The 22,881-nt window shown below is 50.3% G+C and carries 19 protein-coding genes; 16 read left to right on the top strand and 3 right to left on the bottom strand.

Features of this window, described 5'->3' with window-relative positions:
• Window positions 1-2: 2 nt before the first annotated feature.
• The 6 genes from NYE33_RS32395 to NYE33_RS32370 all read left to right on the top strand — a co-directional run bounded on the left by NYE33_RS32395 (window position 3) and on the right by NYE33_RS32370 (window position 8,580).
• Window positions 3-1,628 (top strand): response regulator, encoded by a 1,626-nt coding sequence (locus tag NYE33_RS32395; RefSeq protein WP_341069426.1) that lies wholly within the window; start codon window positions 3-5, stop codon window positions 1,626-1,628.
• A 75-nt stretch (window positions 1,629-1,703) separates the two neighbouring features.
• Window positions 1,704-2,633, top strand: a complete 930-nt coding sequence (locus NYE33_RS32390; protein ID WP_341069423.1) for an ABC transporter permease — start codon at window positions 1,704-1,706, stop codon at window positions 2,631-2,633.
• A gap of 12 nt (window positions 2,634-2,645) precedes the next feature.
• Window positions 2,646-3,524: a carbohydrate ABC transporter permease gene (locus tag NYE33_RS32385; RefSeq protein WP_076242447.1), complete on the top strand. Its 879-nt coding sequence runs from the start codon at window positions 2,646-2,648 to the stop codon at window positions 3,522-3,524.
• Window positions 3,525-3,607: 83 nt separating this feature from the next.
• Window positions 3,608-5,182, top strand: a complete 1,575-nt coding sequence (locus tag NYE33_RS32380) for an ABC transporter substrate-binding protein (RefSeq protein WP_341069422.1) — start codon at window positions 3,608-3,610, stop codon at window positions 5,180-5,182.
• Window positions 5,183-5,206: 24 nt separating this feature from the next.
• Window positions 5,207-6,946: a glycoside hydrolase family 66 protein gene (locus tag NYE33_RS32375; RefSeq protein ID WP_341069420.1), complete on the top strand. Its 1,740-nt coding sequence runs from the start codon at window positions 5,207-5,209 to the stop codon at window positions 6,944-6,946.
• A gap of 5 nt (window positions 6,947-6,951) precedes the next feature.
• Window positions 6,952-8,580, top strand: coding sequence for a glycoside hydrolase family 13 protein (locus NYE33_RS32370; RefSeq protein ID WP_341069418.1), 1,629 nt, complete (start codon window positions 6,952-6,954; stop codon window positions 8,578-8,580).
• Between the two features lie 22 nt (window positions 8,581-8,602).
• On the opposite strand, the gene NYE33_RS32365 is transcribed toward NYE33_RS32370, so the two are convergent.
• The 3 genes from NYE33_RS32365 to NYE33_RS32355 are packed head-to-tail and all read right to left on the bottom strand — an operon-like array spanning window position 8,603 to window position 9,763.
• Window positions 8,603-8,812 carry a hypothetical protein gene (locus NYE33_RS32365; protein WP_341069416.1) on the bottom strand — a complete coding sequence of 70 codons (210 nt, stop codon included), beginning with the start codon at window positions 8,810-8,812 and terminating at the stop codon, window positions 8,603-8,605.
• Window positions 8,813-8,821: 9 nt separating this feature from the next.
• Window positions 8,822-9,496 carry a PspA/IM30 family protein gene (locus NYE33_RS32360; RefSeq protein WP_336101193.1) on the bottom strand — a complete coding sequence of 225 codons (675 nt, stop codon included), beginning with the start codon at window positions 9,494-9,496 and terminating at the stop codon, window positions 8,822-8,824.
• 48 nt (window positions 9,497-9,544) lie between these two features.
• The gene (locus tag NYE33_RS32355; RefSeq protein WP_042134555.1) at window positions 9,545-9,763 is read right to left on the bottom strand and encodes a PspC domain-containing protein; all 219 of its coding nucleotides are present in this window, start codon (window positions 9,761-9,763) and stop codon (window positions 9,545-9,547) included.
• A gap of 304 nt (window positions 9,764-10,067) precedes the next feature.
• On the opposite strand from NYE33_RS32355, the gene NYE33_RS32350 reads away from it, so the two are divergent.
• From NYE33_RS32350 to sigK, 10 genes are all read left to right on the top strand, one after another.
• Window positions 10,068-10,697 carry a YfbR-like 5'-deoxynucleotidase gene (locus tag NYE33_RS32350; protein WP_039301156.1) on the top strand — a complete coding sequence of 210 codons (630 nt, stop codon included), beginning with the start codon at window positions 10,068-10,070 and terminating at the stop codon, window positions 10,695-10,697.
• 149 nt (window positions 10,698-10,846) lie between these two features.
• Window positions 10,847-11,257, top strand: coding sequence for a flagellar basal body rod protein FlgB (gene flgB, locus NYE33_RS32345; protein WP_341069413.1), 411 nt, complete (start codon window positions 10,847-10,849; stop codon window positions 11,255-11,257).
• A gap of 196 nt (window positions 11,258-11,453) precedes the next feature.
• Window positions 11,454-12,230, top strand: a complete 777-nt coding sequence (locus NYE33_RS32340) for a hypothetical protein (RefSeq protein WP_341069411.1) — start codon at window positions 11,454-11,456, stop codon at window positions 12,228-12,230.
• 244 nt (window positions 12,231-12,474) lie between these two features.
• Window positions 12,475-15,342 carry an excinuclease ABC subunit UvrA gene (gene uvrA / locus NYE33_RS32335; RefSeq protein WP_341069409.1) on the top strand — a complete coding sequence of 956 codons (2,868 nt, stop codon included), beginning with the start codon at window positions 12,475-12,477 and terminating at the stop codon, window positions 15,340-15,342.
• Entirely contained in the window at window positions 15,339-15,674 is a 336-nt protein-coding gene (locus NYE33_RS32330) for a hypothetical protein (RefSeq protein WP_042134564.1), read from the top strand. The genes uvrA and NYE33_RS32330 overlap by 4 nt, the downstream gene beginning before the upstream one ends.
• A gap of 113 nt (window positions 15,675-15,787) precedes the next feature.
• Window positions 15,788-16,393 carry a pentapeptide repeat-containing protein gene (locus NYE33_RS32325; protein WP_042211190.1) on the top strand — a complete coding sequence of 202 codons (606 nt, stop codon included), beginning with the start codon at window positions 15,788-15,790 and terminating at the stop codon, window positions 16,391-16,393.
• Between the two features lie 128 nt (window positions 16,394-16,521).
• The gene (locus NYE33_RS32320; protein ID WP_341069405.1) at window positions 16,522-17,802 is read left to right on the top strand and encodes a glycoside hydrolase family 27 protein; all 1,281 of its coding nucleotides are present in this window, start codon (window positions 16,522-16,524) and stop codon (window positions 17,800-17,802) included.
• Window positions 17,803-17,939: 137 nt separating this feature from the next.
• On the top strand, window positions 17,940-18,749 hold the full coding sequence (locus NYE33_RS32315) for a protein phosphatase 2C domain-containing protein (RefSeq protein ID WP_341069402.1): 810 nt from the start codon (window positions 17,940-17,942) through the stop codon (window positions 18,747-18,749).
• Window positions 18,750-18,805: 56 nt separating this feature from the next.
• A complete protein-coding gene (locus NYE33_RS32310; RefSeq protein WP_341069400.1) occupies window positions 18,806-22,039 on the top strand; it encodes a DEAD/DEAH box helicase in 3,234 nt (1,077 codons plus the stop codon).
• A gap of 130 nt (window positions 22,040-22,169) precedes the next feature.
• A complete protein-coding gene (sigK, locus tag NYE33_RS32305) occupies window positions 22,170-22,871 on the top strand; it encodes an RNA polymerase sporulation sigma factor SigK (RefSeq protein WP_038587424.1) in 702 nt (233 codons plus the stop codon).
• Window positions 22,872-22,881: the final 10 nt, after the last annotated feature.

Here is a 22,881-nt window from a genome sequence, read left to right as displayed (position 1 = left end):
CAATGCGATTATTGATTGTAGATGATGAACAATTCGCTGTGGAGGGGCTGCTCTACTGCTGCGACTGGAAGGCGTATGGGATTGAAGAGGTCTTGACGGCGAACAGGGCCGACAAGGCAAGGGAGCTGCTGAATAATCACAGAATAGAATTGCTGGTTTGCGATATTGAAATGCCGGATGAAGACGGCCTTTCCCTGGTTGGCTGGGTGAGGGAGCACTCTCCCTGGACGGAATCGATTTTTCTGACCTGCCATTCCGAATTCTCCTATGCCAAGAAAGCTGTTAACCTCGGGAGCTTTGATTACTTGCTGAAGCCTGTTGACACGGATGAGCTGTTGTCTGCCGTATCGGGAATGATGGCTGCTATCCGCGAGAAGGAAGAGTATGAGTCCTATAACCAAATGTATCATAAGTATCTGAATCTGTGGCAACAAGAAAAGCCGAAGCGTGTGGAACGTTTCTGGCAGGATTTGTTGTCCCGCAGCATCCTGTCGTTCGGGGATTTCTTTGATAGGGAGCTGGCGGGTGCGGGGGTAGGGTTAAATCCTGAGGATCAGGTGCTCCCGATTCTGATCAGTATTGAGGAGTGGTCCAAACCGCTCAGTCCGCGTGATCAGGAAATTATGGAATATGCTGTGAAGAAAGCAGCGGAGGAATGTTTTACCGAAGAGCATCCGGGAGAGGCCGTTACGGATAAAAGCGGAGTTTTGTTCATTCTGCTGTATGCCAAAGGTGCGGAGGGAGAAAGGGAGACTAGGAAGCTTAGCATGCAGAAGCTCACGGCCATAGGTAAACGTTTTATCAAAGCTTGCCAGGAGTTGTTCTACAGCATCGTAACCTGCTATGTCGGCTCGTTCAAACCCCTGCAGGAGCTGCCGGGAATGTGCGAAAGTCTAAAGATCATGGAGCGTGACAATATCTCCCGGACCCAATCCGTACTCTTATACTTACCGCAGGACCAGATGCTATCAACTAATTCTAATTCGGAGGATATCCTGCTGGGTGACTTGATCTCTTATATGCTGAACGGCAAACGTGAGTCCGCTGTGCAGTTCATTCATAATCTGACAGCGAAGCTGGAAGCCAATCCTTGCTTTCAGGGAAGACATCTGGACGCCTTGCATCAGGATACCCTGCAGATTATATACCACTTCCTGCAGGTAAGAGGAATCAATGCGGGAAGCATAGTTCTGTTTACAGACTGGACAACCGCTAGGATACGGGGACTGCTTCAATACAGGCATTGGGCGGAAGGGATCGTATCGGCGGTCATGGAAGCGGAATTCGAGCGGCAGGAAAAGGGGAGTCTGATTGAGCGGTCCATCCGCTACATCCAGCAGCATGTGGAGGAAGAGATCTCCAGGGCCAGTGTCGCTGATTATGTGGGCTTGAACCCGGCTTACCTCTCCAGGCTGTTCAAGAAAGAGACCGGCCAGATTCTTATCGATTTCCTGATTTCAGTGAAGCTGGACCGCACCCGCGAGCTTTTGGACACCACGGATATGCCGGTCAGCGCGATCGCGCAGCAGGTGGGCTACAGCAATTTCTCTCATTTTACCAAAATGTTCCGCAAGCAGTTCAGCGTCAATCCCCAGGAATACCGGAAGGTCACAAAACGAATAGACTAAGGTTATAAAAACGGCAGAGCAGCTGCAGGCAACTCCTTATAATGAAGCCATAACCCAATAAGAAGGTGTGGAACTATGGCTTCGGAAAGCAACTCAAAATGGAAAAGCATATGGAAGTACAGGGCCTTGGTCGTGCTGGCTCTGCCTGGTGTGCTGCTGATGCTGATCAATAACTACCTGCCCATGTTCGGTATTTTCCTGGCCTTCAAGGACCTGAATTATACGGCAGGAATATGGGGCAGCAAATGGATCGGACTGGACAACTTTAAGTTTCTGTTTGCTTCGAACGACGCTTGGCTGATCATCAGGAATACCTTGCTGTACAACCTTAGCTTCCTGATCATCAATACGATACTTGCGGTGATGCTGGCACTTCTCCTTAACGAGGTCAAAAATAAGTTCGCCTCCAAGTTCTTTCAGAGCACAGTGATCCTGCCTAATTTCATTTCCATGGTCATTGTCGGCTATATCGTCTATGGATTTCTGAATCCGGAGCTGGGATTCATTAATAAATTCATTCTGGAGCCCTTCGGGATAGATCCTAGAAACTGGTATGCGGAAGCAGAGCATTGGCCTTATATCCTGACCCTTGTTAACACCTGGAAGGGTGTGGGTTACTCGGCCGTCGTCTATCTGGCAGCCATTGTCGGGATAGACTCTGAATATTATGAAGCGGCCGTCATTGATGGGGCAAGCCGCTGGAAGCAAATGACGAAAATTACAATTCCGCTGATTGCTCCGATCATTATCATCATGACACTGCTGGCGATCGGCCGGATTTTCAACGCTGACTTCGGTCTGTTCTATCAGGCAACCATGGCCTCCGGCATGATCAAAGAGACAACGGATGTTATCGATACCTATGTATACAGGGCGTTAATGGTTACCGGTGATACGGGACTCGCCTCCTCGGCAGGGCTGCTGCAATCGGTGGTTGGCTTTACACTTGTCATTACTGTCAACCTGGCCGTCCGTAAATTCAGCAAAGAAAATGCTTTGTTCTAGAAGGAGGACACCATGGAGAAAAAACGAACTAATCCCTTTATCCTTATCGTCCTGTCATTGTTCAGTCTTGCCTGCCTGATCCCGTTCTGGCTTGTATTTATGATCTCGGTTGCTGATGAAGACTGGGTGACTGCGAATGGATACAGCTTCTGGCCCGGCAAATTCAGTCTTGTCGCTTATCAGTATTTGTTTGAAGATGCCGGGAAAATATTGCGGGCTTACGGTGTGTCTGCCTCGGTAACGCTCATTGGAGTTGTCATCAGTCTGTTTGTGACTTCGGCCATGGCTTATGCATTGTCGCGGAAAGAGTTCCCGCTTAGAGGTGCCCTGAGCTTCTACATCCTGATCACGATGCTGTTCTCGGGCGGCTTGCTGCCCTGGTATCTTGTCTACACCCGGTTCCTGCATGTTCAGGATACGCTGATGGCGCTTATCATTCCGGGTCTGATCGGCGGCTTCAATGTAATCATCATGCGGACCTTCTTCACGAACAGCATCCCGCCTTCCCTGATTGATTCCTCTCAGATCGACGGGGCAGGTGAATTCCGGACATACTTCAGCATTATTCTGCCGCTGTCCTTGCCTGTAATGGCTACAATCGGGTTATTCACCACCGTATCCTACTGGAATGACTGGTTTACAAGCCTGGTCTTCATCCAGAATGAGAAGCTGTTCTCGCTGCAATATCTTTTGACCAAAACCTTAATGAACGCTTCGTTCCTGCAGACGATTGCCAATAAGGCTTACAGCTCAACCGCACAGGTCACAACGCCGCTTGAATCCATCCGGATGGCGATGGCGATGATTGCAATCGGACCGCTGGTGCTGGTATTCCCTTTCCTGCAAAAGTATTTCGTCAAAGGACTTACCGTAGGCGCTGTGAAAGGCTGATCCCGGTATATGACCGGATTAGTATAAGCAAGTTCAGAATGATGAGGCAGAATACAGAAGGATTCCAGGGAGGTCTACTATTTATGAAGTGGTTGAAAAAGAGTTCTGTTGTATTGACATCGCTTGTGCTGACTTCAGTTGTAGTAACCGGCTGCGGCGGGAATAATGGTGCGAATTCACCGGCGGGCACAGTCCAGCCGGGAAGCGAGGCCAGCTCCGGATTGAAGCCTTACGAAGTTGTAATGGTATTCCCCGATGCGCCGCAAAATGATAATCAGCGGGTACAGGATGCGATGAATGATTATCTGAAGAAGACTTATCCGGAAATGAACATGAAGGTCAAGCTGAATCCTATCGACTGGGGTGCCTGGAGTGATAAAACGAACCTGATGATGGCCTCCGGCGACAAAATGGACCTGCTGTTTACGGCGGATTGGCTCGGGTTCCAGCAACAGGTGACCAAGGGAGGCTTGCTGCCGCTGGATGAGCTGCTCGCTAAATACGGCCCGGACATCGAAGCTGTAGAGAAGGACTATCACGGGCCGGCTAAACGCGGCGGCAAGCTATACGGTATTCATACCCACCAGGAGCTGGGCGGTGCACAAGGGGTCTACTTGAACAAAGAGCTTGTGGACAAATATAACTTTGATCTGACTGCACTGAAGTCTGGTAAAGTCGAGGATCTGGAGCCCATGCTTCAAACCATCAAGGAGAACGAACCGGGGATTACGCCTTTAGTGGCACCGAGCTTTCCTCTCGAAGCTTACTATTCATCCACGAATTTGGATTCTATAGTGAGTATTGCAGCGATTAACACCGTGGGAACAGTGGCAGATGATTATACAGTTATCAATTCCTACACGACTCCGCGGTATCTGGAGCTTGCCAAGCTTACCAACAAATGGTACAAGGCAGGATACATTAACAAGGATGCACTGACACCTGGTCTGGATGCCTGGAAGAAGATTCAAGCGGGTAAAGGCTTCGCCTTTGTCTCTGATATGGATATTATCGCGGATATGGAGATCGGCAAAGCAGCCGTATCACCGAATGGTTCGATTAAAGCGGGCCGTGAGATGCTGCAAATTCCGCTCAATATTGACCGTTTGCAGACAGGGAAAATGACAGCAACCATGTATTCGATTGCAAAAAGCTCTGAAGATCCGGAACGTGCCATGATGCTGCTTAACCTTTTCTATAAGGACAAGGAATTGCTGACCCTCTTCAACTTCGGGATTGAGGGAACCCATTATGTGCTCAAAGACGGACAAATTGCGCTGCCGGAAGGCAAAACTACAGATAATGTCGGCTACTATCACGATATTATGTGGCAGCTCGGCAATCAAATGCTCAACTATACCCGTGTAGGCGAGGATCCGAATAAATACCAGAACTACGAGAAGTTCAACGAACAGGTTTCTTCTAATCCTTCACGGATATTTGGATTTGTCTTCGATCCGGAGCCGGTAAAAAATGAATTGATCTCGATCGACAACGCCAACAAAACCTTTGTTGACGGTCTGAAGTCCGGTCAGCTCGATCCGGAAGAGTCTCTTCCTAAAATGCTGGAAAAACAAAAAGCGGCGGGAGCAGACAAAGTACTCGCGGAAGTGCAAAAGCAGCTGGATGCCTGGCTGGCTGAAAACGGCAAGAAATAAGCGGAATGGCTAAGCTCAATCTACATGGAATGGAGTATTCATATGGACAATGGCGTATTGACGCATATAGATATATATCCCGATCAGGCCCAGTACAAAACCGGTCAATCCGGCAGCATTATCATTGAAGTGGAGACCCGGGAGAAGGCGACTCTGCAGCTGGTTGTCGGCTTCTACAAGCTGGAGCAGCAGGTTGCTGAAGAAAGACTTAGCATCCTTACGGAACCAGGCTTGAGACAAAAAGTGCCTGTTCCCTTGTTCACTGAAGCTACAGAGTGGGCGGGTTATGGGGTCAAGGCTGCAGTTCTCTGCAATGAAGCTGTAGTCTCAACCGCCTATACCTCATACGATATTGCCGATCATTGGGGCCGGGCGCCGCGGTATGGATTTCTGAGCGATTTCCGGAGTGAAGAATCCGGAGACACCCGTGACGTCGACAGCATGAACAAATTCCACTTGAATGTCATACAGTTCTATGACTGGATGTACCGGCATGATGATCTGGTTCCAAAAGAGGATGAATTTATTGATCCGATGGGCCGGACGATGTCCTATAAGGTGGTCCGTGAAAAGGTCACAGCCGTACACGATAAAGGGATGGCGGCCCTGGCCTATGGAGCGGTATATGCAAGTCTTAAGGACTTCTTGCAGGCGCGTCCGGAATGGGGACTGTATAACCGCCAGGGAGAACCGTTTCAATTAATAGATCTGTTCTATATTATGGATATTACACCGGATTCGCCTTGGACCGATCATATTGTTGAACAGTTCCGTCAGGCCGTACAGGCCGGATTCGACGGAATTCATATGGATCAATACGGTTTTCCGAAGAAAGCTGTGCGCCGGATCGGGGGGAAAGAAGAACAGGTCGATTTGGCGGAATGTTATCCGGCACTGATCAACCGGACCCATGCGGCCGTAAAGGAAATCAAGGCAGAGGCCGGGGTTATTTTCAATAATGTGGGCAATTACCCTATCAACAAGACGGCTTCGGCGGATCAGGAGGCGCTTTATATTGAAGTATGGCCGCCTGTAGTCCGGTTGCGTGAGCTCAAAGGACTGATAGATAATGCGCGCTCACTGGACCCGCACAAGCCGGTGATCCTCTCCGCCTATCTGCCCTCCTTCTACCCGGAAGCCGGACATGACAAGGAATGGGCTGAGAACGGAGCGCTGCTGACGATGGCCTCCATATTCGCCAGCGGGGGATATCACCTCTTGCTGGGTGAGGATCATGGAATGCTGACCATGCCCTACTATCCCGATTATGCAGTGATGCGGCCTGAATTTGCCATTGAGGTCAGACGTTACTATGATTTCATCGTGCGTTTTGGAGTGCTGATACATGATGCGCAATTGGAAGATGTGTCTTATACCTATACCGCCGGGGTTAACACCGAGATTACCTTCGAAGGCAATGTGCCTTTTGCACCGAACGGAGATATTGATTCTGTCTGGACGATCATTAAGCGCAAGCCGGGTTATCAGATCCTGCAGCTGATTAATCTTGCCGGGCTTGAAGATGATTATTGGGAGCATGGCAAGAAACAGCGGCCTGAAGCTCAAAATGGTGTAGTGTGCACACTATTAATCGAACAGCCGATTGAATGCATTTACACGGCCAGCCCGGATGATCAGGCCCAGGAAGTGATTGTCCTGGATTACGAGGTGGTTCCGCACGGGCAAGGACTTGCGGCCAGATTCACTTTGCCGTCCCTGCGCATCTGGTCCATGGTTGTAGTTAAATTTAGCATACAGGAGTGAATGGGTTGAACAATACGAAATGGTGGCAGACCGCTGTAATTTATCAGATATATCCCCGAAGCTTTCAAGACAGCGACGGGGATGGAATCGGCGATCTCCGGGGGATTATTAGCAGGCTGGACTATCTGGAGCAGCTTGGCATTACCGCAATCTGGCTTAGTCCCGTATACAAATCACCCAATGACGATAACGGCTATGATATCAGCGATTACCAGAATATTATGACCGAATTCGGAACCATGGATGACATGGATGAATTAATCGAGAAGGCCAGGCAGCGCAATATCCGGATTATTATGGATCTGGTCGTCAACCATACCTCGGATGAGCACCCATGGTTCATTGAGGCCCGTAAAGGAAGGGATAACCCGTACCGTGACTATTATATCTGGCGTGACCCGGTCAACGGCGGCGTTCCCAACGCCCTGCGTTCAACCTTCAGCGGATCGGCTTGGGAGCTCGACGAAGTCAGCGGCCAGTACTTTCTGCACTTATTCAGCCGCAGGCAGCCGGATCTGAACTGGGAGAACAGCAAGGTCCGTCAAGAGGTATGGGACATGATGAATTTCTGGCTGGATAGGGGCGTCGGCGGATTCCGCATGGACGTGATTGATCTGGTCGGCAAAATTCCCGATCAGGAGATCACAGGAAATGGTCCTAAGCTTCATGAATATCTGCAGGCGATGAACCGGGAGACCTTCGGAGCGCATGATGTTCTGACGGTGGGAGAGACCTGGGGGGCGACTCCGGAAGTAGCCAAGCTCTATTCCAATCCGGACCGCAAGGAGCTGTCGATGGTGTTCCAGTTCGAGCACATCGGTCTGGATCAGCAGGACGGGGGAGAGAAGTGGGATCTGAAGCCCCTGGATGTAAGCGAATTGAAGCAGGTGCTGGCGAAATGGCAGACCGAGCTGGGGAACGAGGGCTGGAACAGTCTATTCTGGAACAATCATGATTTGCCGAGAATTGTATCGCGCTGGGGCAATGATAAACAGTACCGTGTGCAGAGCGCCAAAATGTTCGCCATTCTTCTGCATTTGATGAAGGGCACGCCTTACATTTATCAGGGCGAGGAGCTCGGAATGACTAATTATCCGATTCAGGATATCAGCGAAGCGCAGGATATTGAGGCGATCAATATGTATCATGAACGGATCGGGCAAGGCTATGCCAAGGAAGCTATCATTCATTCCATTAATGCCAAGGGAAGAGATAACGCCCGGACTCCGATGCAATGGGATGCCACCCGTAACGCAGGATTTACAACCGGAGAGCCATGGCTGCCTGTCCATCCGAATTATAAGGAAATTAATATGGAGGCAAATCTGAAGGACCCGGATTCTGTGTTCCATTGCTACCGTAAGCTGATTGAACTGCGGAAGAACAACCCGATTGTGGTATGGGGTGATTTCGAACTGGTGACCGGCGTGCCGGATCAAGTGTTCATGTACTTCCGCCGCTATGAAGGACAGACCTGGCTGGTGACGGCCAACTTCAGAGGGGAGCCAATCACGCTGGAATTGCCGGAGCTGGGTCAGGCCGGGTTCATCATCGGCAACTATCCCAGAGATGATGTGGACTTTAAGCAATTGCAATTACAGCCTTACGAAGCCTTTGCTGTCATACTCGCATAGACACCAAACAAGGATGCCTCCCTTAAGAAAGGGAGGCATCCTTGTTGTCTTTGTTGTCTTTGTTGTCTTTGTTGTCTTTGTTGTCTTTGTTGTCTTTGTTGTCTTTGTTGTCTTTGTTGTCTTTGCGTCTTTGTTGTCTTTGTTGTCTTTGTTGTCTTTGTTGTCTTTGTTGTCTTTGTTGTCTTTGTTGTCTTTGTTGTCTTTGTTGTCTTTGTTGTCTTGCTGACGTCACACCGTCAGCTTATTTGCGGTTACGCAGGCGCTCAAGCTCAGCCTCAACCGCGCTATTCAGCGGAGATTCAGGAGCGGCAGCAGCTGCTGCGGCCAGTCCGGATTGCTCAGCAAGGGCTTCCTGCATGGCAATCTTGTCCTCCATCCGTTCGAAGCCGCGGGATGCGCTGCCGGCGTTCAAGACCTGGCCGCGGCATCCGGCCGGGGAACCAGAGGCGCTTGCTTGAGCCGCCTGCTTAATCTCTGCCGCTTTGCGGGCACGTTCCGCCAGCTCTGCTCTTTTGGCCTTGAGGCGTTTATGTTCTTCCTTCACATTCGCCAGTTGAACCTCAAGCGAGGCGAGTGTGGCCTGAGTCTCCTGCAGTCCGGCTGTGCATTCCTGTCCGCTCTCCGTATAGCGCAGTTTAGCCATTACTGCAGCGCGGGCTGCCGGCTCATTGCCTTCGCTCATGGCTTGAACGGCTTCCGCTTCGCTGCGCTCCGCAAGCACCTGATATTCATAGATGCGGCGCTCCAGCACACTGGCAGCGGCTTTGAATTCACGCTGTTTGCTCTCGGCATCGGTGATTTTATCCTCCAGATCCCGCAGATATTGTCCGGTAAGCAGCATCGGATCTTCCAGTTTGTTCAGTCCCTCGTGGATAGCTGCTTTGGTTAACGTTGTGATTCTTTGGAATATACTCATGGTTATAATCTCCTTTTTAGTTAGGGTTGGGTATTCTGGAACGAGTGATTAGTAGTCGAAACCGTCAGTGAAGCCGCCGTAGGATTCCTGAGGGATAATGAGACTGCCGATGATATAGAGAAAAATAACAGTACCGAAGCTGAAAAACGTAGCGGCAACAACAAGCAATCTTACAAGGGTCGTATCAACGTTGAAATAGCGTGCCAGTCCTCCGCATAAACCTGTGAGCTTCTTGTCTGTTACGGAGCGGGTTAATTTTTTTGTCATAGTGATATCTTCCTCTCTTCTATGGTGAGCGCCGGTTCGCGGCGTGTTCACTGCGTTGTCTATGTATGTATTGTACGAATTTATCCTGCGCAGCAAAACAGCCTGCAGACTGTTCTTTGTTCCCGACCTTAGTCGGGGATGCTGACCGCAATAGGACGGGGAGAGGCCGGGAAAACACGGATTAATCCAGGAAAAACACGGACTCTTTACACAAAGAGGTCTTGTTGTTCATTCGGGGTTAACACTGGAGGATTAAACTGTACTCTAGCGTAGCCTATCATAAACATACGGGAGGACTGGCCTCATGGGAATTCACAAGTATTTTCGCTCACTGAATGAACTGGAACGCATTATCCGCTGTCCGGGCAAATTCAAATTCGAGGAGCACAGCGTAGCGGCCCATTCCTGGAAGGTCGTACAATACGCCAAAACACTGGCAGATATTGAAGAGAAACACGGTGCGGTCATCGACTGGAAGAAGCTGTACGAGATTACGAGCAGCCATGATTACGGAGAGATTTTTATCGGGGACATCAAAACTCCGGTGAAGCACTCCTCACTCCAGCTAAGGTCGCTGATTCAGCAGGTCGAGGAGGGCATGATCGACAACTTCATCAAGGAGCATATCCCGGATGAGTTCAAAAGCATCTTCTACCATCAGCTGCGCGAGGGCAAGGACGAGTCGATTGAAGGCTTGATTCTGGAGGTTGCCGACAAGATGGATCAGGTATATGAAGCTTTTGCCGAGCTGCAAAGAGGGAACACGGAGAAGGAATTTGTGGTGATGTACCGCAATGCCCTGATCAAGATCAAGAATATTGAGCTGAGATGTGTGGATTACTTCCTGGCAGAAATCCTGCCGGATATGGTGAATGAAGAAACACTGTCCTCCATTGATATTAAAAGAATTACGGAAGAGGCGCTGGCTCTGTAGATGAGCTGTGGCTCTTTTTTTCTTATACATAAATGAATATGTGCCAGGCTGGATGCTGCTTTATATTTGGGTCATGGTATTGTAAGATAAAAGGGTATTATTTAAAATTTAAACTATACAGCTTGATGGACGGAGAAGGAGGTTCAACTTTGATTCAGAGCAGCTCTTCAAAAATTAACGAATCCCTATTAAATGTACTCAATGTAAGGCACAGAGCGATAGCCGAGAATATAGCCAATGCAGACACCCCCAACTACAAGAAGAAAACCGTTGAGTTCCAGGAGGAACTCAGGCGTGCTATCCAGAATGACACTCAGGATGAGCTGGAAATAAAGCAGACCCATCACAAACATCTGCAGATCAAGGATGCTGATGCACCCTTAATCCCTTACCGCATGATTACGAACAGCCATACTGCGATGAATAATAACGGCAATAATGTGGACATGGATATGGAGATGGCGAAGCTTGCGGAAAATCAGCTAATGTACAATTACTTGGCCGATCGGGTAAGCGGTCATTATTCCAAGATAAGAACGCTCATGCAGGATCTTAAATAAATGTTAATTCAAAAAAAGAGTCAGCTGCGCGAGATGCGGTTGTACTCTTTTTTTGCATTTTGTATGAAAAAGACAGCAATAACGCAATAACGCATGATTCCAGCAACAGCATAAATGGTTACCCTCCGGTAGTAGTGAAAGTGTGTTCAGAACAATAATGAAGGAGACGAATGTTACGGCAGGGAGAACGGCCGGAATGCTATGGTTAAGGAAAAATAAGGATGGTGTTTCGTTCTTGCAGTATTTCAATCTGATACCATTTTCAATTACACTAACCTGGTTTAGCTTGCTGCTCCTGATCGTGTGGACGGTAGACTTCCTGCAGGGCGGCTCCCCGGTTCAGCTTCCGGCGGGCAGCCTCAGAGAGCGTACCAAATCCATACTGGCGGATATTCTTATCTTTGCCGGAATTAACGGCTTGCTTCTGTACGTTCTTCATCTGCTGAGGAATCCTCTGCTTATTTCACTGGCTGCCGCAGGACTGCTCGTTACGTATTGTCTGACATCCGGTATGCGCAAGCAGAGTTCGCCTTACCGGCCTTGGATTCTGCTGATACATGTGCTGCTTGGCATAAGCTTCTATCTGCTGTTCGGCATGCTGCTGATGGGTAAGCTCATTGTTACCTATAACCTGAATATGACGGATCAGTTCGATATCCTCTATTTCGTCTATGGACAGGACCAGGCAGTGGTCTACTCGCTGCTGCTGATCATGGTTACACTCTATTTCGTGATCGGCAAACTGCTGATGCGGCCGCTGTACAGCTGGTATGCCGCGAATTATTACCAGGCCTCCAGAATGAACATTAAGCTGACCGGGGGAGAGGTTCTAACCGGAGTGTATATGCTGCGGGATACGGATAGAAGGTTCGTGGCAGCGAGTGACAGCCTGAATCCGGGCCCGGACGATAAGCTCTACAGAATCAGCCGGGAGAAAATAGAGTACATGGAGAGAGACGGCAGTGAACGTTGACTCAATCTACTAACATAAAGTGGCCCCTGGACCGTAATGACGGCCGGGGGCCGCTTTGCTGTGGTCCTATCTGCTCATAAGCGAGTGCTGGATTACAATGGAATTACAGAGCATGGAGAAAAAAAGGGAGAAAATAATTATTGTTTTTATAACATTATATGGTAAAAAGACTTGACAGGCATATGCTACAATTTATTTATAGGTGATTATTATCAAATGGCCTGGGAGCCGCAGATGAACTGAAATGGCCGGGTTTCCGGTCAATACTGGAGGACTACTATTGCATCAATATATAACGGTAAGCGGAGCAAGAGAAAATAACCTGCAGAATATCAGCCTTAACATTCCGCGTAATCAGTTAGTAGTGTTCACCGGAGTGAGCGGCTCGGGTAAATCAAGCCTGGCTTTTGATACGCTCTACGCCGAAGGACAGATGCGTTATGTGGAATCTTTATCATCCTACGCCCGGCAATTCCTGGGACTGATGGGCAAGCCGGATGTGGATGCCATTGACGGGCTGTCACCTGCCATCGCCATTGAACAGAAAACTACCTCGAGCAATCCGCGTTCCACCGTAGGAACGGTAACTGAGATTTATGACTATTTGCGGTTGTTATGGTCTAAGATCGGAACCCCGCATTGTCCGTCCTGCGGGCGGATCATACAGCGGCAATCCGTGGACCAGATTGTAGAACAGATTGCGGGGCTGCCGGAAGGAACCAAATATGAGGTGCTGGCGCCCATGGTCCGGAACAAAAAAGGTGCGCATCAGCATATATTCGAGCAGGCTAAGCTGGGCGGATATGTCCGTGTCCGGGTGAACGGCGTGGTCCATCATGTAACAGACCCCATTTCCCTGGACAAGAATAAAAAGCACTCCATCGAAATTGTTATCGACCGGCTGATCGTGAAAGACATGGATGTTCAGCGGCTGGCCGATTCTCTGGAGCATGCGTTTGCCCTGTCCGGGGATTTGGTGATCATTCACCAGAGTGCCAGCGGTGAAGAGGTAACGTATTCGCAGAGCTACGCCTGCCCGCATTGTGAAGTGTCTTTGCCGGAGCTATCCCCCCGCATGTTCTCTTTCAATAACCATGAAGGGGCTTGCCCGGCCTGTACAGGTCTGGGTTCACATCTGAAGGTTGATCCGGATAAAATCATGCCGGACACCAGCCGCTCCATCCAATCCGGCGGGATTATCGCGAACGGCTGGAGTAATGTGAAGACCAACTCTTTTTGCAAAATGTACTATGAGGCCTTGGGTGAAAAGTACGGCTTCGACTTCAGCACACCACTGCAGGAGCTATCATCAGAGGCCATGAACGTGCTGCTGTACGGGACTAACGGCGAGAAGCTTGAAGTGCACCATCCCGGTGATGCCCTCCGGAACTATGTCAAAGAAGCCTTCGAAGGAATCGTCAATAATCTGGAGCGGCGTTACCGGGAAACTCCATCCGAAGCGATGAAGAAGGAACTGGAGGAATACATGTCCGTTCTGCCTTGCCCCCATTGTCACGGTGACCGTCTGTCGCCTGTTGTGCTTGGTGTGAAGGTCGGCGGTAAAAGCATTGCAGAGTTCTGCCATTTACCGGTGGAGGCTGCAGTAGACTTTATTGCCGGGCTTAGCCTGACTGCTGCGAATGCGGAGATTGCCGGTACCATCCTGCAGGAGATTGATGCCCGGTTCCGGTTCCTGAATAATGTCGGACTAAATTATCTGACGCTCTCGAGAGCTGCCGGAACGTTATCAGGCGGTGAAAGCCAGCGCATTCGTCTGGCCACACAGCTGGGTTCCGGTCTTATGGGCGTCCTCTATATTCTTGACGAGCCGTCGATCGGCCTGCATCAACGGGATAATGACCGACTGCTGCTGGCTCTGAAGAAGATGCGCGACCTCGGCAATACGTTAATTGTAGTGGAGCATGATGAAGATACGATCCGCCAGGCGGACTGGATTGTCGATATAGGTCCAAATGCCGGAATACACGGCGGAGAGGTTGTGGCGCAGGGTACCCTTGAAGATATACTGGCCGAATCCCGCTCGATCACCGGCCAGTACCTGTCCCGGAGCAGACAAATATCCGTCCCGGAAGAGCGGCGGAGCGGGAACGGCAAACAGCTGACGATTACCGGAGCTGCCGCCAACAATCTGAAGGGGATTACGGTATCTATTCCGTTAGGCACGTTAACCTGTGTGACCGGGGTTTCCGGCTCAGGCAAATCCAGTCTGGTCAACGAAATCCTGTACAAGAAGCTGGCTTCTACACTTAATCGGGCTCATACGATTCCCGGGGAACATCAGAGCATCGACGGGATAGAGCATCTCGACAAAGTTATTAATATCGATCAGAAGCCGATCGGGCGTACTCCGCGTTCTAATCCTGCCACCTATACCGGGGTATTCGATAATATCCGCACCTTGTTCTCGCTGACGAATGAGGCCAAGGTTCGTGCCTACGGCCCGGGGCGGTTCTCCTTCAATATCAAGGGCGGCCGGTGTGAAGCCTGTGCGGGAGACGGACTGATCAAGGTGGAGATGCATTTTCTGCCGGACGTGTATGTGCAGTGCAGCATTTGCAAAGGACGGAGATACAGCCGGGAGACGCTTGAGGTGCATTATAAAGGTAAAAGCATCGCGGATGTGCTGGACTTGACCGCTCAGGAAGCCGTCCAATTCTTTGGCAATATTCCGAAAATCCGTAAAAAGCTTGAGGCTCTTTGCATCGTTGGCCTCGGTTATATCAAGCTGGGCCAATCCTCCACGACCTTGTCAGGCGGCGAGGCGCAGCGGGTGAAGCTGGCGGCAGAGCTGCTTAAGCCCGCTACCGGTTCCACGCTATATGTGATGGATGAGCCAACGACCGGACTGCATTTTGCCGATGTGCACCAGTTAATTGATGTCCTGCATTCCCTGACCGATGCCGGCAACACCGTAGTGGTCATTGAACATAATCTGGAGCTGATCAAGAATGCTGATTACATTATTGATCTCGGCCCGGAGGGCGGCGCGGACGGGGGAGAGATCGTCTGTACAGGAACTCCTGAAGAGGTTGCGGTGCATGAGACGAGCTATACGGGCAAATATCTGAACCAAGAGATGGGGAGAAGATGAACTTAATCCAGATGCAGGTTGAGCATAGCAAATATGGAGCGGGAACTGTCGTAGGTCAAGTGGAAGAGCGGATTATCATTGATTTCTCCGGAGATACGGGCGAGAAAAGCTTCTTGTACCCGGAGGCTTTTGAGCAGCATCTGCGCCTTCTTGATCCGGTGCTGCAGGCTCAGATCGGCAAGGAAGTGCAGCTAAAAGCTGCGCAGCGGGCAGCAGATCAGCTCGTGAGGGAACAGCAGCGGGAGGCAGAGCATGCAAGACTTGCTGAAGAGAAGCTCCGAATAAAGAATGATAAGAGCAAATCGCGGCGGAAGGCTAAAAGCGTTCTATAATAGAGACGGAACATAATTTTAATAAGTGTCGGCGGTCTTTTCCGGGGAGTTCTCTGGTGAGGGCCGCCAAGTTTTTTGTACACAATAAATACTATATACCGGAGGGTTAACCCATGTATCAATATAAAGACCGCGAATTTACCCGTGTCCATTTTGACGGGCAGGATTTGCGTTATGGTGAGCTGATCAGCTGCACTTTTGAGAAATGCACCTTCATGAACACTTCTATGGAGGAGATCGATACCAGCTACTGCCGGTTCATTGAATGCGACTTCAAGGGTGTCAGCCTGAACTCCTCGATTCATAACGAGTCTGCGTTTGAGAATTGCAAGTTTAACGGCGCGAATCTCTTTGTCTCCAAATTTATCGCCTGCAAAATGACCGGCTCGGACTTCTCCGGCGCCCAGGTGGACGGCATTACCATTGACGGTGGAGACTGGTCGTACACGAATCTGCGGCATGCCAATCTGAGCAAGCAGGACCTGCGCGGAGTGCGCTTCTTCGAGGCCGACTTCACCGATACCGACCTGACGAAGGCTGATCTCAGAGACTGCAATCTGGAGCGGGTATCGCTGGGCCGGGCCAAGCTTGCAGGGGCCGACCTGCGGGGAGCGAATCTACAGGGTGTTGACCTGAAGGCACTGGATGTGAAAGGCGCGCGGATGGATCTGGAGCAGGCTGCTCTGTTTATGCGTTCCTACGGGGCGAAGGTGGATTGAACCTCGGACAGCAATTTTGTGCTATTTGTGAATCAATTTTACGGTGGAAACAGACAGGAATAGCCGATACAATGATTCTGTATCCACAATAAAATACAATTCATTCACAAATGGAGGTCACATAACTTATGAATCATCGGGAATTCGCCCCTACACCGCCAATGGGCTGGAACAGCTGGGATTGCTATGGTGCTTCGGTGACGGAGGCAGAGGTACGGGGGAATGCTGAATACATGGCCCGCAACCTGAAGGAGCATGGCTGGGAATATATAGTGGTTGATATTCAGTGGTATGAGCCCGGGGCCGTGTCGGACCAGTATCGTCCTTTTGTCCGGCTGGAGACAGACGCATATTCCCGGCTGATTCCTGCGGTGAACCGTTTCCCTTCGGCAGAAGGCGGTCTTGGGTTTAAACCGCTTGCTGATTATGTACATAGTCTTGGCCTGAAGTTCGGAATTCATATTATGCGCGGTATTCCCCGTCAGGCGGTTCACGACAATACACCCATCATGGGAACGGCGGTGACTGCACGCGATATCGCACATACCTGTTCCTTCTGCGGCTGGAATACGGATATGTATGGTGTGGATGCTTCCAAGGAAGGTGCCCAGGAATATTACAATTCTTTGTTCGAGCTGTACGCGTCATGGGATGTCGATTACATCAAGGTGGATGATATCGCAGATTCCTGGTTGCATGGCGGCCCCCATCTGGCCGAGATCGAGCTGATCCGCAAAGCCATTGACCATACTGGCCGCAGCATTGTGCTGAGCCTGTCGCCGGGACCTGCACCTGTGAAGCATGCTGACTTCTTGGAGAACCATGCGAATGTATGGAGAATGACGGATGATTTCTGGGACCGCTGGCCGCTCCTCCTGGATATGTTCGACCGCTGTTCCACTTGGGAAGGCCGGCCTAAACCCGGCTGCTGGCCGGATTGCGATATGCTGCCGCTTGGGCGTATCGGAATACGCGGTGTGCAGCATGACCGCTGGACGAACTTCACGAAGGACGAGCAAGTAACGATGATGACCTTATGGACCCTCTTCCGTTCCCCGCTCATGTTCGGCGGTGAGATGCGTGATAACGATGAATGGACGCTGTCTCTTCTGACCAACCAGGATGTGCTGAACATGCACCGTCACAGTTATGGCGCCCGGCAGATCAGCCGTCGCGGCGATCAGATTGTGTGGTTAGCTGAAGGTCCTGAAGGCGAGCGCTTCGTAGCTTTGTTCAACACAGGCGAGCTACTGGCGGAAGTGTCTGTAGCTATTGCCGATCTGCGAATGGGCAGCGGGGTTAAGGCCAAGGAGCTGTGGACCGGGAAGCAAACCGGCCTGCTTGCAGATACACTGAGTGCAGCCATTCCACCCCATGGAGCAGCATTGTTCCGTGTTGCGGCAGAGTAAGCTAATATAGGAAAAGAGTTCACGTTACGAAGAGACGCAGCAGGGTGCTGGTCTCTTTTTTTGCGTGACCGGGTTAGATAGAGAAAGTGTATAATCATATAAACATAGAATCTGCTTGGAAGGGCGGGAAGGTCACGATGGAACAAGAGATATTTAAGTTCAGCTGGACGGGCAGTGACGAGATGCATCTCGACAATCCGGTAACAGTTACATATAAGAGTACGGTGATCGGCCGTTACGGCGGGAACACGGTAGCGGGCGCTGATAAGAATGAGGATGGTGCTTACGTATTAAATGAACCAGGCGGCGGCTGGGAATTTGTCATGCTCCTGGATGCCCATAACACTGCAGAAAGCGCGGAACTACTGATCCGCACAATCGACAGTGGAGCTGGTGAAATCATAAGGCTGCTCTCGCTGCCGGTTCTTCAGGCGTTTCATGCGCTGGAGGAATTTCTATTGTCTATTTTTAAGTCGGAGGATTTCATAAGGAAGTGCAGGCAGGTTACAGGGGAGACCGCGTGTCTGATTAGCGTGCGTATGGAGAATTACATCTGGTGGTTCTCTGTAGGAGATAACTCGCTGTATCTGCTTCATCCGGATCTGGCCGCCCGCGGGCAATATGCTTTGAACCAGCGCAATTACTATGAATGGATCGGATTCGTGAACACCTTCGACCAGCCGGTTGCCTGCTATTCTTCCGGAATCCGTGAGCTGCGGCAGGGGCATAACGTAATCGTGATGACTACGGACGGTCTGTTGGAGGTAGGAGCAAGAGTACTTGAGGACCCGCGCAGGCTTTATGCTGCTTTTGCAGGTGAAGAGGAGCTGGAGAAGTGTGTACAAGATGTATTGACAGATGTGCATCAGCAGTTAGGCCGGGACAGCGCCACAGTTGTTGCCTGGAGTTATGATAATGGCAGAAATGGTGCGATGCCTAGTGATTAGCTATATATTATGAAGGTGAATTTTATATTGAGAAGGTGATTATTATGAAGATTACTATGAGAGCCATTAGAGACTTCTGCGGGACTGACTTTTATAACCGGGGGAAGTCTTATTATGAACAGGGGTGTGTCCGCAGCCTTACCTTTTACCCGGGCGATAGCAGCTATGAAGCACAGGTGAAGGGAAGGAAAGTATATGAGGTGAATATTGATATTTATGACCGTACGGATACCTTCAAAGCAGACTGTTCTTGTCCTGCCTATGAGAACTATAGCTGCTGTAAACATGTAGCGGCAACACTTATTGCTATACACATGCAGCAGATTAAGGAGCCTGCCGATGCACAAGCTGCTCCATCCAGACGCGTAAACAAGTCCAAATACAACCAGACGGAGCACCTTATTTCTTCTTTTCAGAAATCGGTTTTTAACCGTGAGAGTGAGCCTGTACTATTTGGTCTTGCAGAGCCGCTGCAGTTTGAGTTCACGCTTAACGTTAATGGTTACAGCAGCAGTCCGCGATTCTCCGTTGAAATGCGTGTGGGAATCAAACGCCTGTATGTAGTGTCCAAAATAAACGAGTTTCTAGAGCATTTCGAGCAGCGTAAGCCGTTATACTTCAAGAGTATATTTACCTTTGATGCTGAAAACCAGCACATTAATCCTGCGGATATGAAATTCCTTGAACTGCTGATTCTAATGAAAAACACTGAAAAAATTTATAGAAATGATCTCCCCAGCTATTATAATAACTCCTTAAAGGACGGGAAAACAATTGTCGTTACCCCGCTGGCCTGGGACAAGCTTAAACTGCTTTTTCCGGAGGTGAATGTCATTATGGGGGGACCGGGGAACCCGGGAATTCGGGCTGAGCTTGCAGAAGAGGCGCCTCCGCTTGAATTTACGATTGGACCAGGGAAGAGACAGGACTATGTTCTGTCAGCTTCAGCACTGGATCATCTGATGCTGTTTCCGGACTACTCCACTGTAATCATGAATGGGAAGATATATTCAATGAACAGTGATGTTATAAGCATGCTTTCACTATTAAAACAGCAATTTGCGGCATCGCAGAATATTGAGATCGCTCCCGGACAAATCGAATCGGTCGTTCAGCAGGTACTGCCAGCCTTAAGAAAGCTAGGGAAAGTAAGGGTGGAGCAGGCAGTAAGCGAGCGGATTGTGGAACCGGACATGCAGGCAAAGCTGTATCTGGATTATGCGGACGGCACATTGACGTTTCGGCTGGAATTTCATTATGACGAGATTATTATCAACCCGCTGGAAGAGAAACCTGATGACGCAGTCCGCGAGCAGAAGATCCTGATCAGGAATGTTCAGCAGGAAAATAAGATCATCGCGGTTCTGGATAATTCTCCACTCAGGCGGGAGCGGGAGCACTGGGCTTCAGTAAATGAACCGGTTCTTTATGAGGCGCTATATGAGGTTATTCCAGTGCTGGAAGACTATGCAGAACTATTGGTTACCCCGGCTGTTCAGGGACTTGTGCTGGCGCGTAAATCTTATCCCAAAGTCAAAGCGAATTTAAATGAGGGCCTGGACTGGCTGGATATCTCGTTTGAGCTGGAGGGATTGGATGAACAGGAGACGGTTCGCGTCATGCAGGCTATCGTGGAGAAAAAGAAATATGTCCGGCTTAGCAGCGGGGCCTTTCTGTCCCTTGCAGATGAAAGCTTCAGCGAATTCGGTAATGTGGCCGAGCGGCTGAATCTAAAGCGGAAAGAGCTGAAGCAATCCGTGATACGCTTGCCTTCCGTTCAGGCGCTGCAGCTTCCGGAGCGGGGGCAGGGGTTCAAGCATACGAAGTGGGGCAAGTCTCTCCGGGTATTCCTGGAGCAGCTGCGGGAACCGGACAGTCTGGAGTTCGAGCTGCCGGCTGAGCTTAAGCCTGTGCTCCGTGACTATCAGGTCAGAGGCTTCCAGTGGATGAAGACGTTGTCGAAGTTCAGATTCGGCGGAATTCTGGCGGATGATATGGGACTGGGTAAAACCATTCAGAGTATCGCTTATATCTGCTCCGAACTGGCTGAGCCGGAGACTGAGGTGCAGGTGAAAGCTCCGGTGCTGATTCTCTGTCCGGCCTCCTTGACCTATAACTGGGGGAATGAATTTGCCAAGTTTGCTCCAGAGGTTAAAGTGCTGGTAGCGGCAGGGCAGAAGGAGGAGCGCAGCGGACTGCTGGAGAGTAAAGCCATGGAGGAAGCGGATGTAATTATTACTTCGTACCCGCTGCTCCGGAGAGATATTGACCTGTATTCCGGCACCAACTTTCATGCGCTAATTCTGGATGAAGCCCAAGCGATCAAGAATTCAGCTTCCCAAACGGCCCAGGCCGTTAAATCTATTATGGCTGGCCGGAAATTCGCCCTGACTGGAACACCGATTGAGAATTCGGTGGATGAGCTGGAAGCTATCTTCAGTACAGTATTCCCGTCGCTGTTTGCCGGACGCTCGACCTTTAAGGAGCTGCCTGCCGGACGCATCGCCAGTATCGTATCTCCCTTTATTTTGCGGCGGCTCAAAAAAGATGTGCTGGAGGAGCTGCCGGACCGCATCGATACCGTGCAGCGCACAGAACTGCTGGATGAGCAGAAGCAAGTGTATCTCGCATACTTATCCAGGCTCCGTGACGATACCGAACAGGATTTGCTAACTGAAGGCTACCAAAAGAGCCGGATGAAGATTCTGGCGGGAATCACCCGTCTGCGGCAGATCTGCTGCCACCCGTCATTGTTCATCGAGAATTATACGGGCGGCTCAGGCAAGCTTGCGCAATTGCTGGAAACCGTGCAGGAATGCCGCGATTCGGGCAAAAGAATGCTGGTGTTCTCGCAGTTCTCCAGCATGCTGGAGCTGATCCGGCAGAGCCTGGTGGATGCGGGTGTGGAGCCCTTTTATCTCGACGGCTCCACTCCGGCCAGGGAACGGGTAGAGCTGTGCAGGCGTTTCAATGAAGGCGAAGGCGAAGTATTCCTAATCTCGCTCAAAGCTGGCGGAACGGGCCTTAATTTGACCGGCGCGGACACCGTTATTTTATATGACCTGTGGTGGAATCCGGCAGTAGAAGAGCAGGCCATCGGAAGAGCGCACCGGATGGGGCAACGGAATGTGGTGCAGGTGATCAGGCTTATCACAGAAGGCTCCATCGAGGAGAAGATTCTAGAGCTGCAGCAGCGCAAAAAGGATCTCATCGAAGAAGTCATCGAAGCTGGAGAGAACAAGACCACCCGGCTGTCGGAAGAGGATATCCGTGAACTGCTTAGGATGTAAGGAAGCCCGTACCTATTTTACCCGTACATGCACTTCTAGGCATCTACCCACATACAATAAAAGGACCATGAACCCGTAGTTCTCGCTTGCAGATCGGTTTCATTGTACATGTGCGGGAGGTGTCGCCAAGTTGCCTGGAATCATAAGCACGATTGCGCTGCTGATCAAAGAACTGACGCTGCTGGTATCTTACGTAAGGAACAATGCTTTTCCCCAGCCTCTATCGGAGCAGGATGAGAGCAAATACTTAGGGATGATGGCCGAGGGGGACGCCAAAGCACGAAATTTGCTAATTGAGCATAATCTGCGGCTCGTTGCCCATATAGTCAAAAAATTCGACAACACCGGCGAAGACATGGAGGACCTCATCTCCATCGGCACCATCGGGCTGATCAAGGCTATTGAGAGCTATCGCCCGAATAAGGGCACGAAGCTAGCGACTTTTGCGGCCCGTTGTATAGAGAATGAAATCCTGATGCATCTCCGTTCGCTGAAAAAGACCCGCAAAGATGTGTCCCTGCACGATCCGATTGGGACTGATAAAGAGGGCAATGAGATTACGCTGATCGACATCCTTGGCTCAGAGGCAGATGATGTCATTAAAGAGGTGGATCTTAAGATCGAGAAGAGCAAGATATATCGGAACTTGGATATATTGGATGAACGGGAGAAGGAAGTCGTGGTGGGGCGGTTTGGGCTAGACACCGGCGGAGAAGAGCGGACGCAGCGGGAGATTGCGAAGGATCTGGGGATCTCGCGGAGTTATGTGTCGCGGATTGAGAAGAGGGCGCTGATGAAGCTGTATCATGAGTTTTATAAGGCGAAGCGGTAAACTCTAATCA

This window comes from Paenibacillus sp. FSL R10-2199, assembly GCF_038000235.1.
GTDB lineage: Bacteria > Bacillota > Bacilli > Paenibacillales > Paenibacillaceae > Paenibacillus_AQ > Paenibacillus_AQ phytohabitans.
The sequence above is the reverse complement of the archived record's forward strand: the minus strand, read 5'-3'. Positions and strand labels throughout refer to the sequence as shown.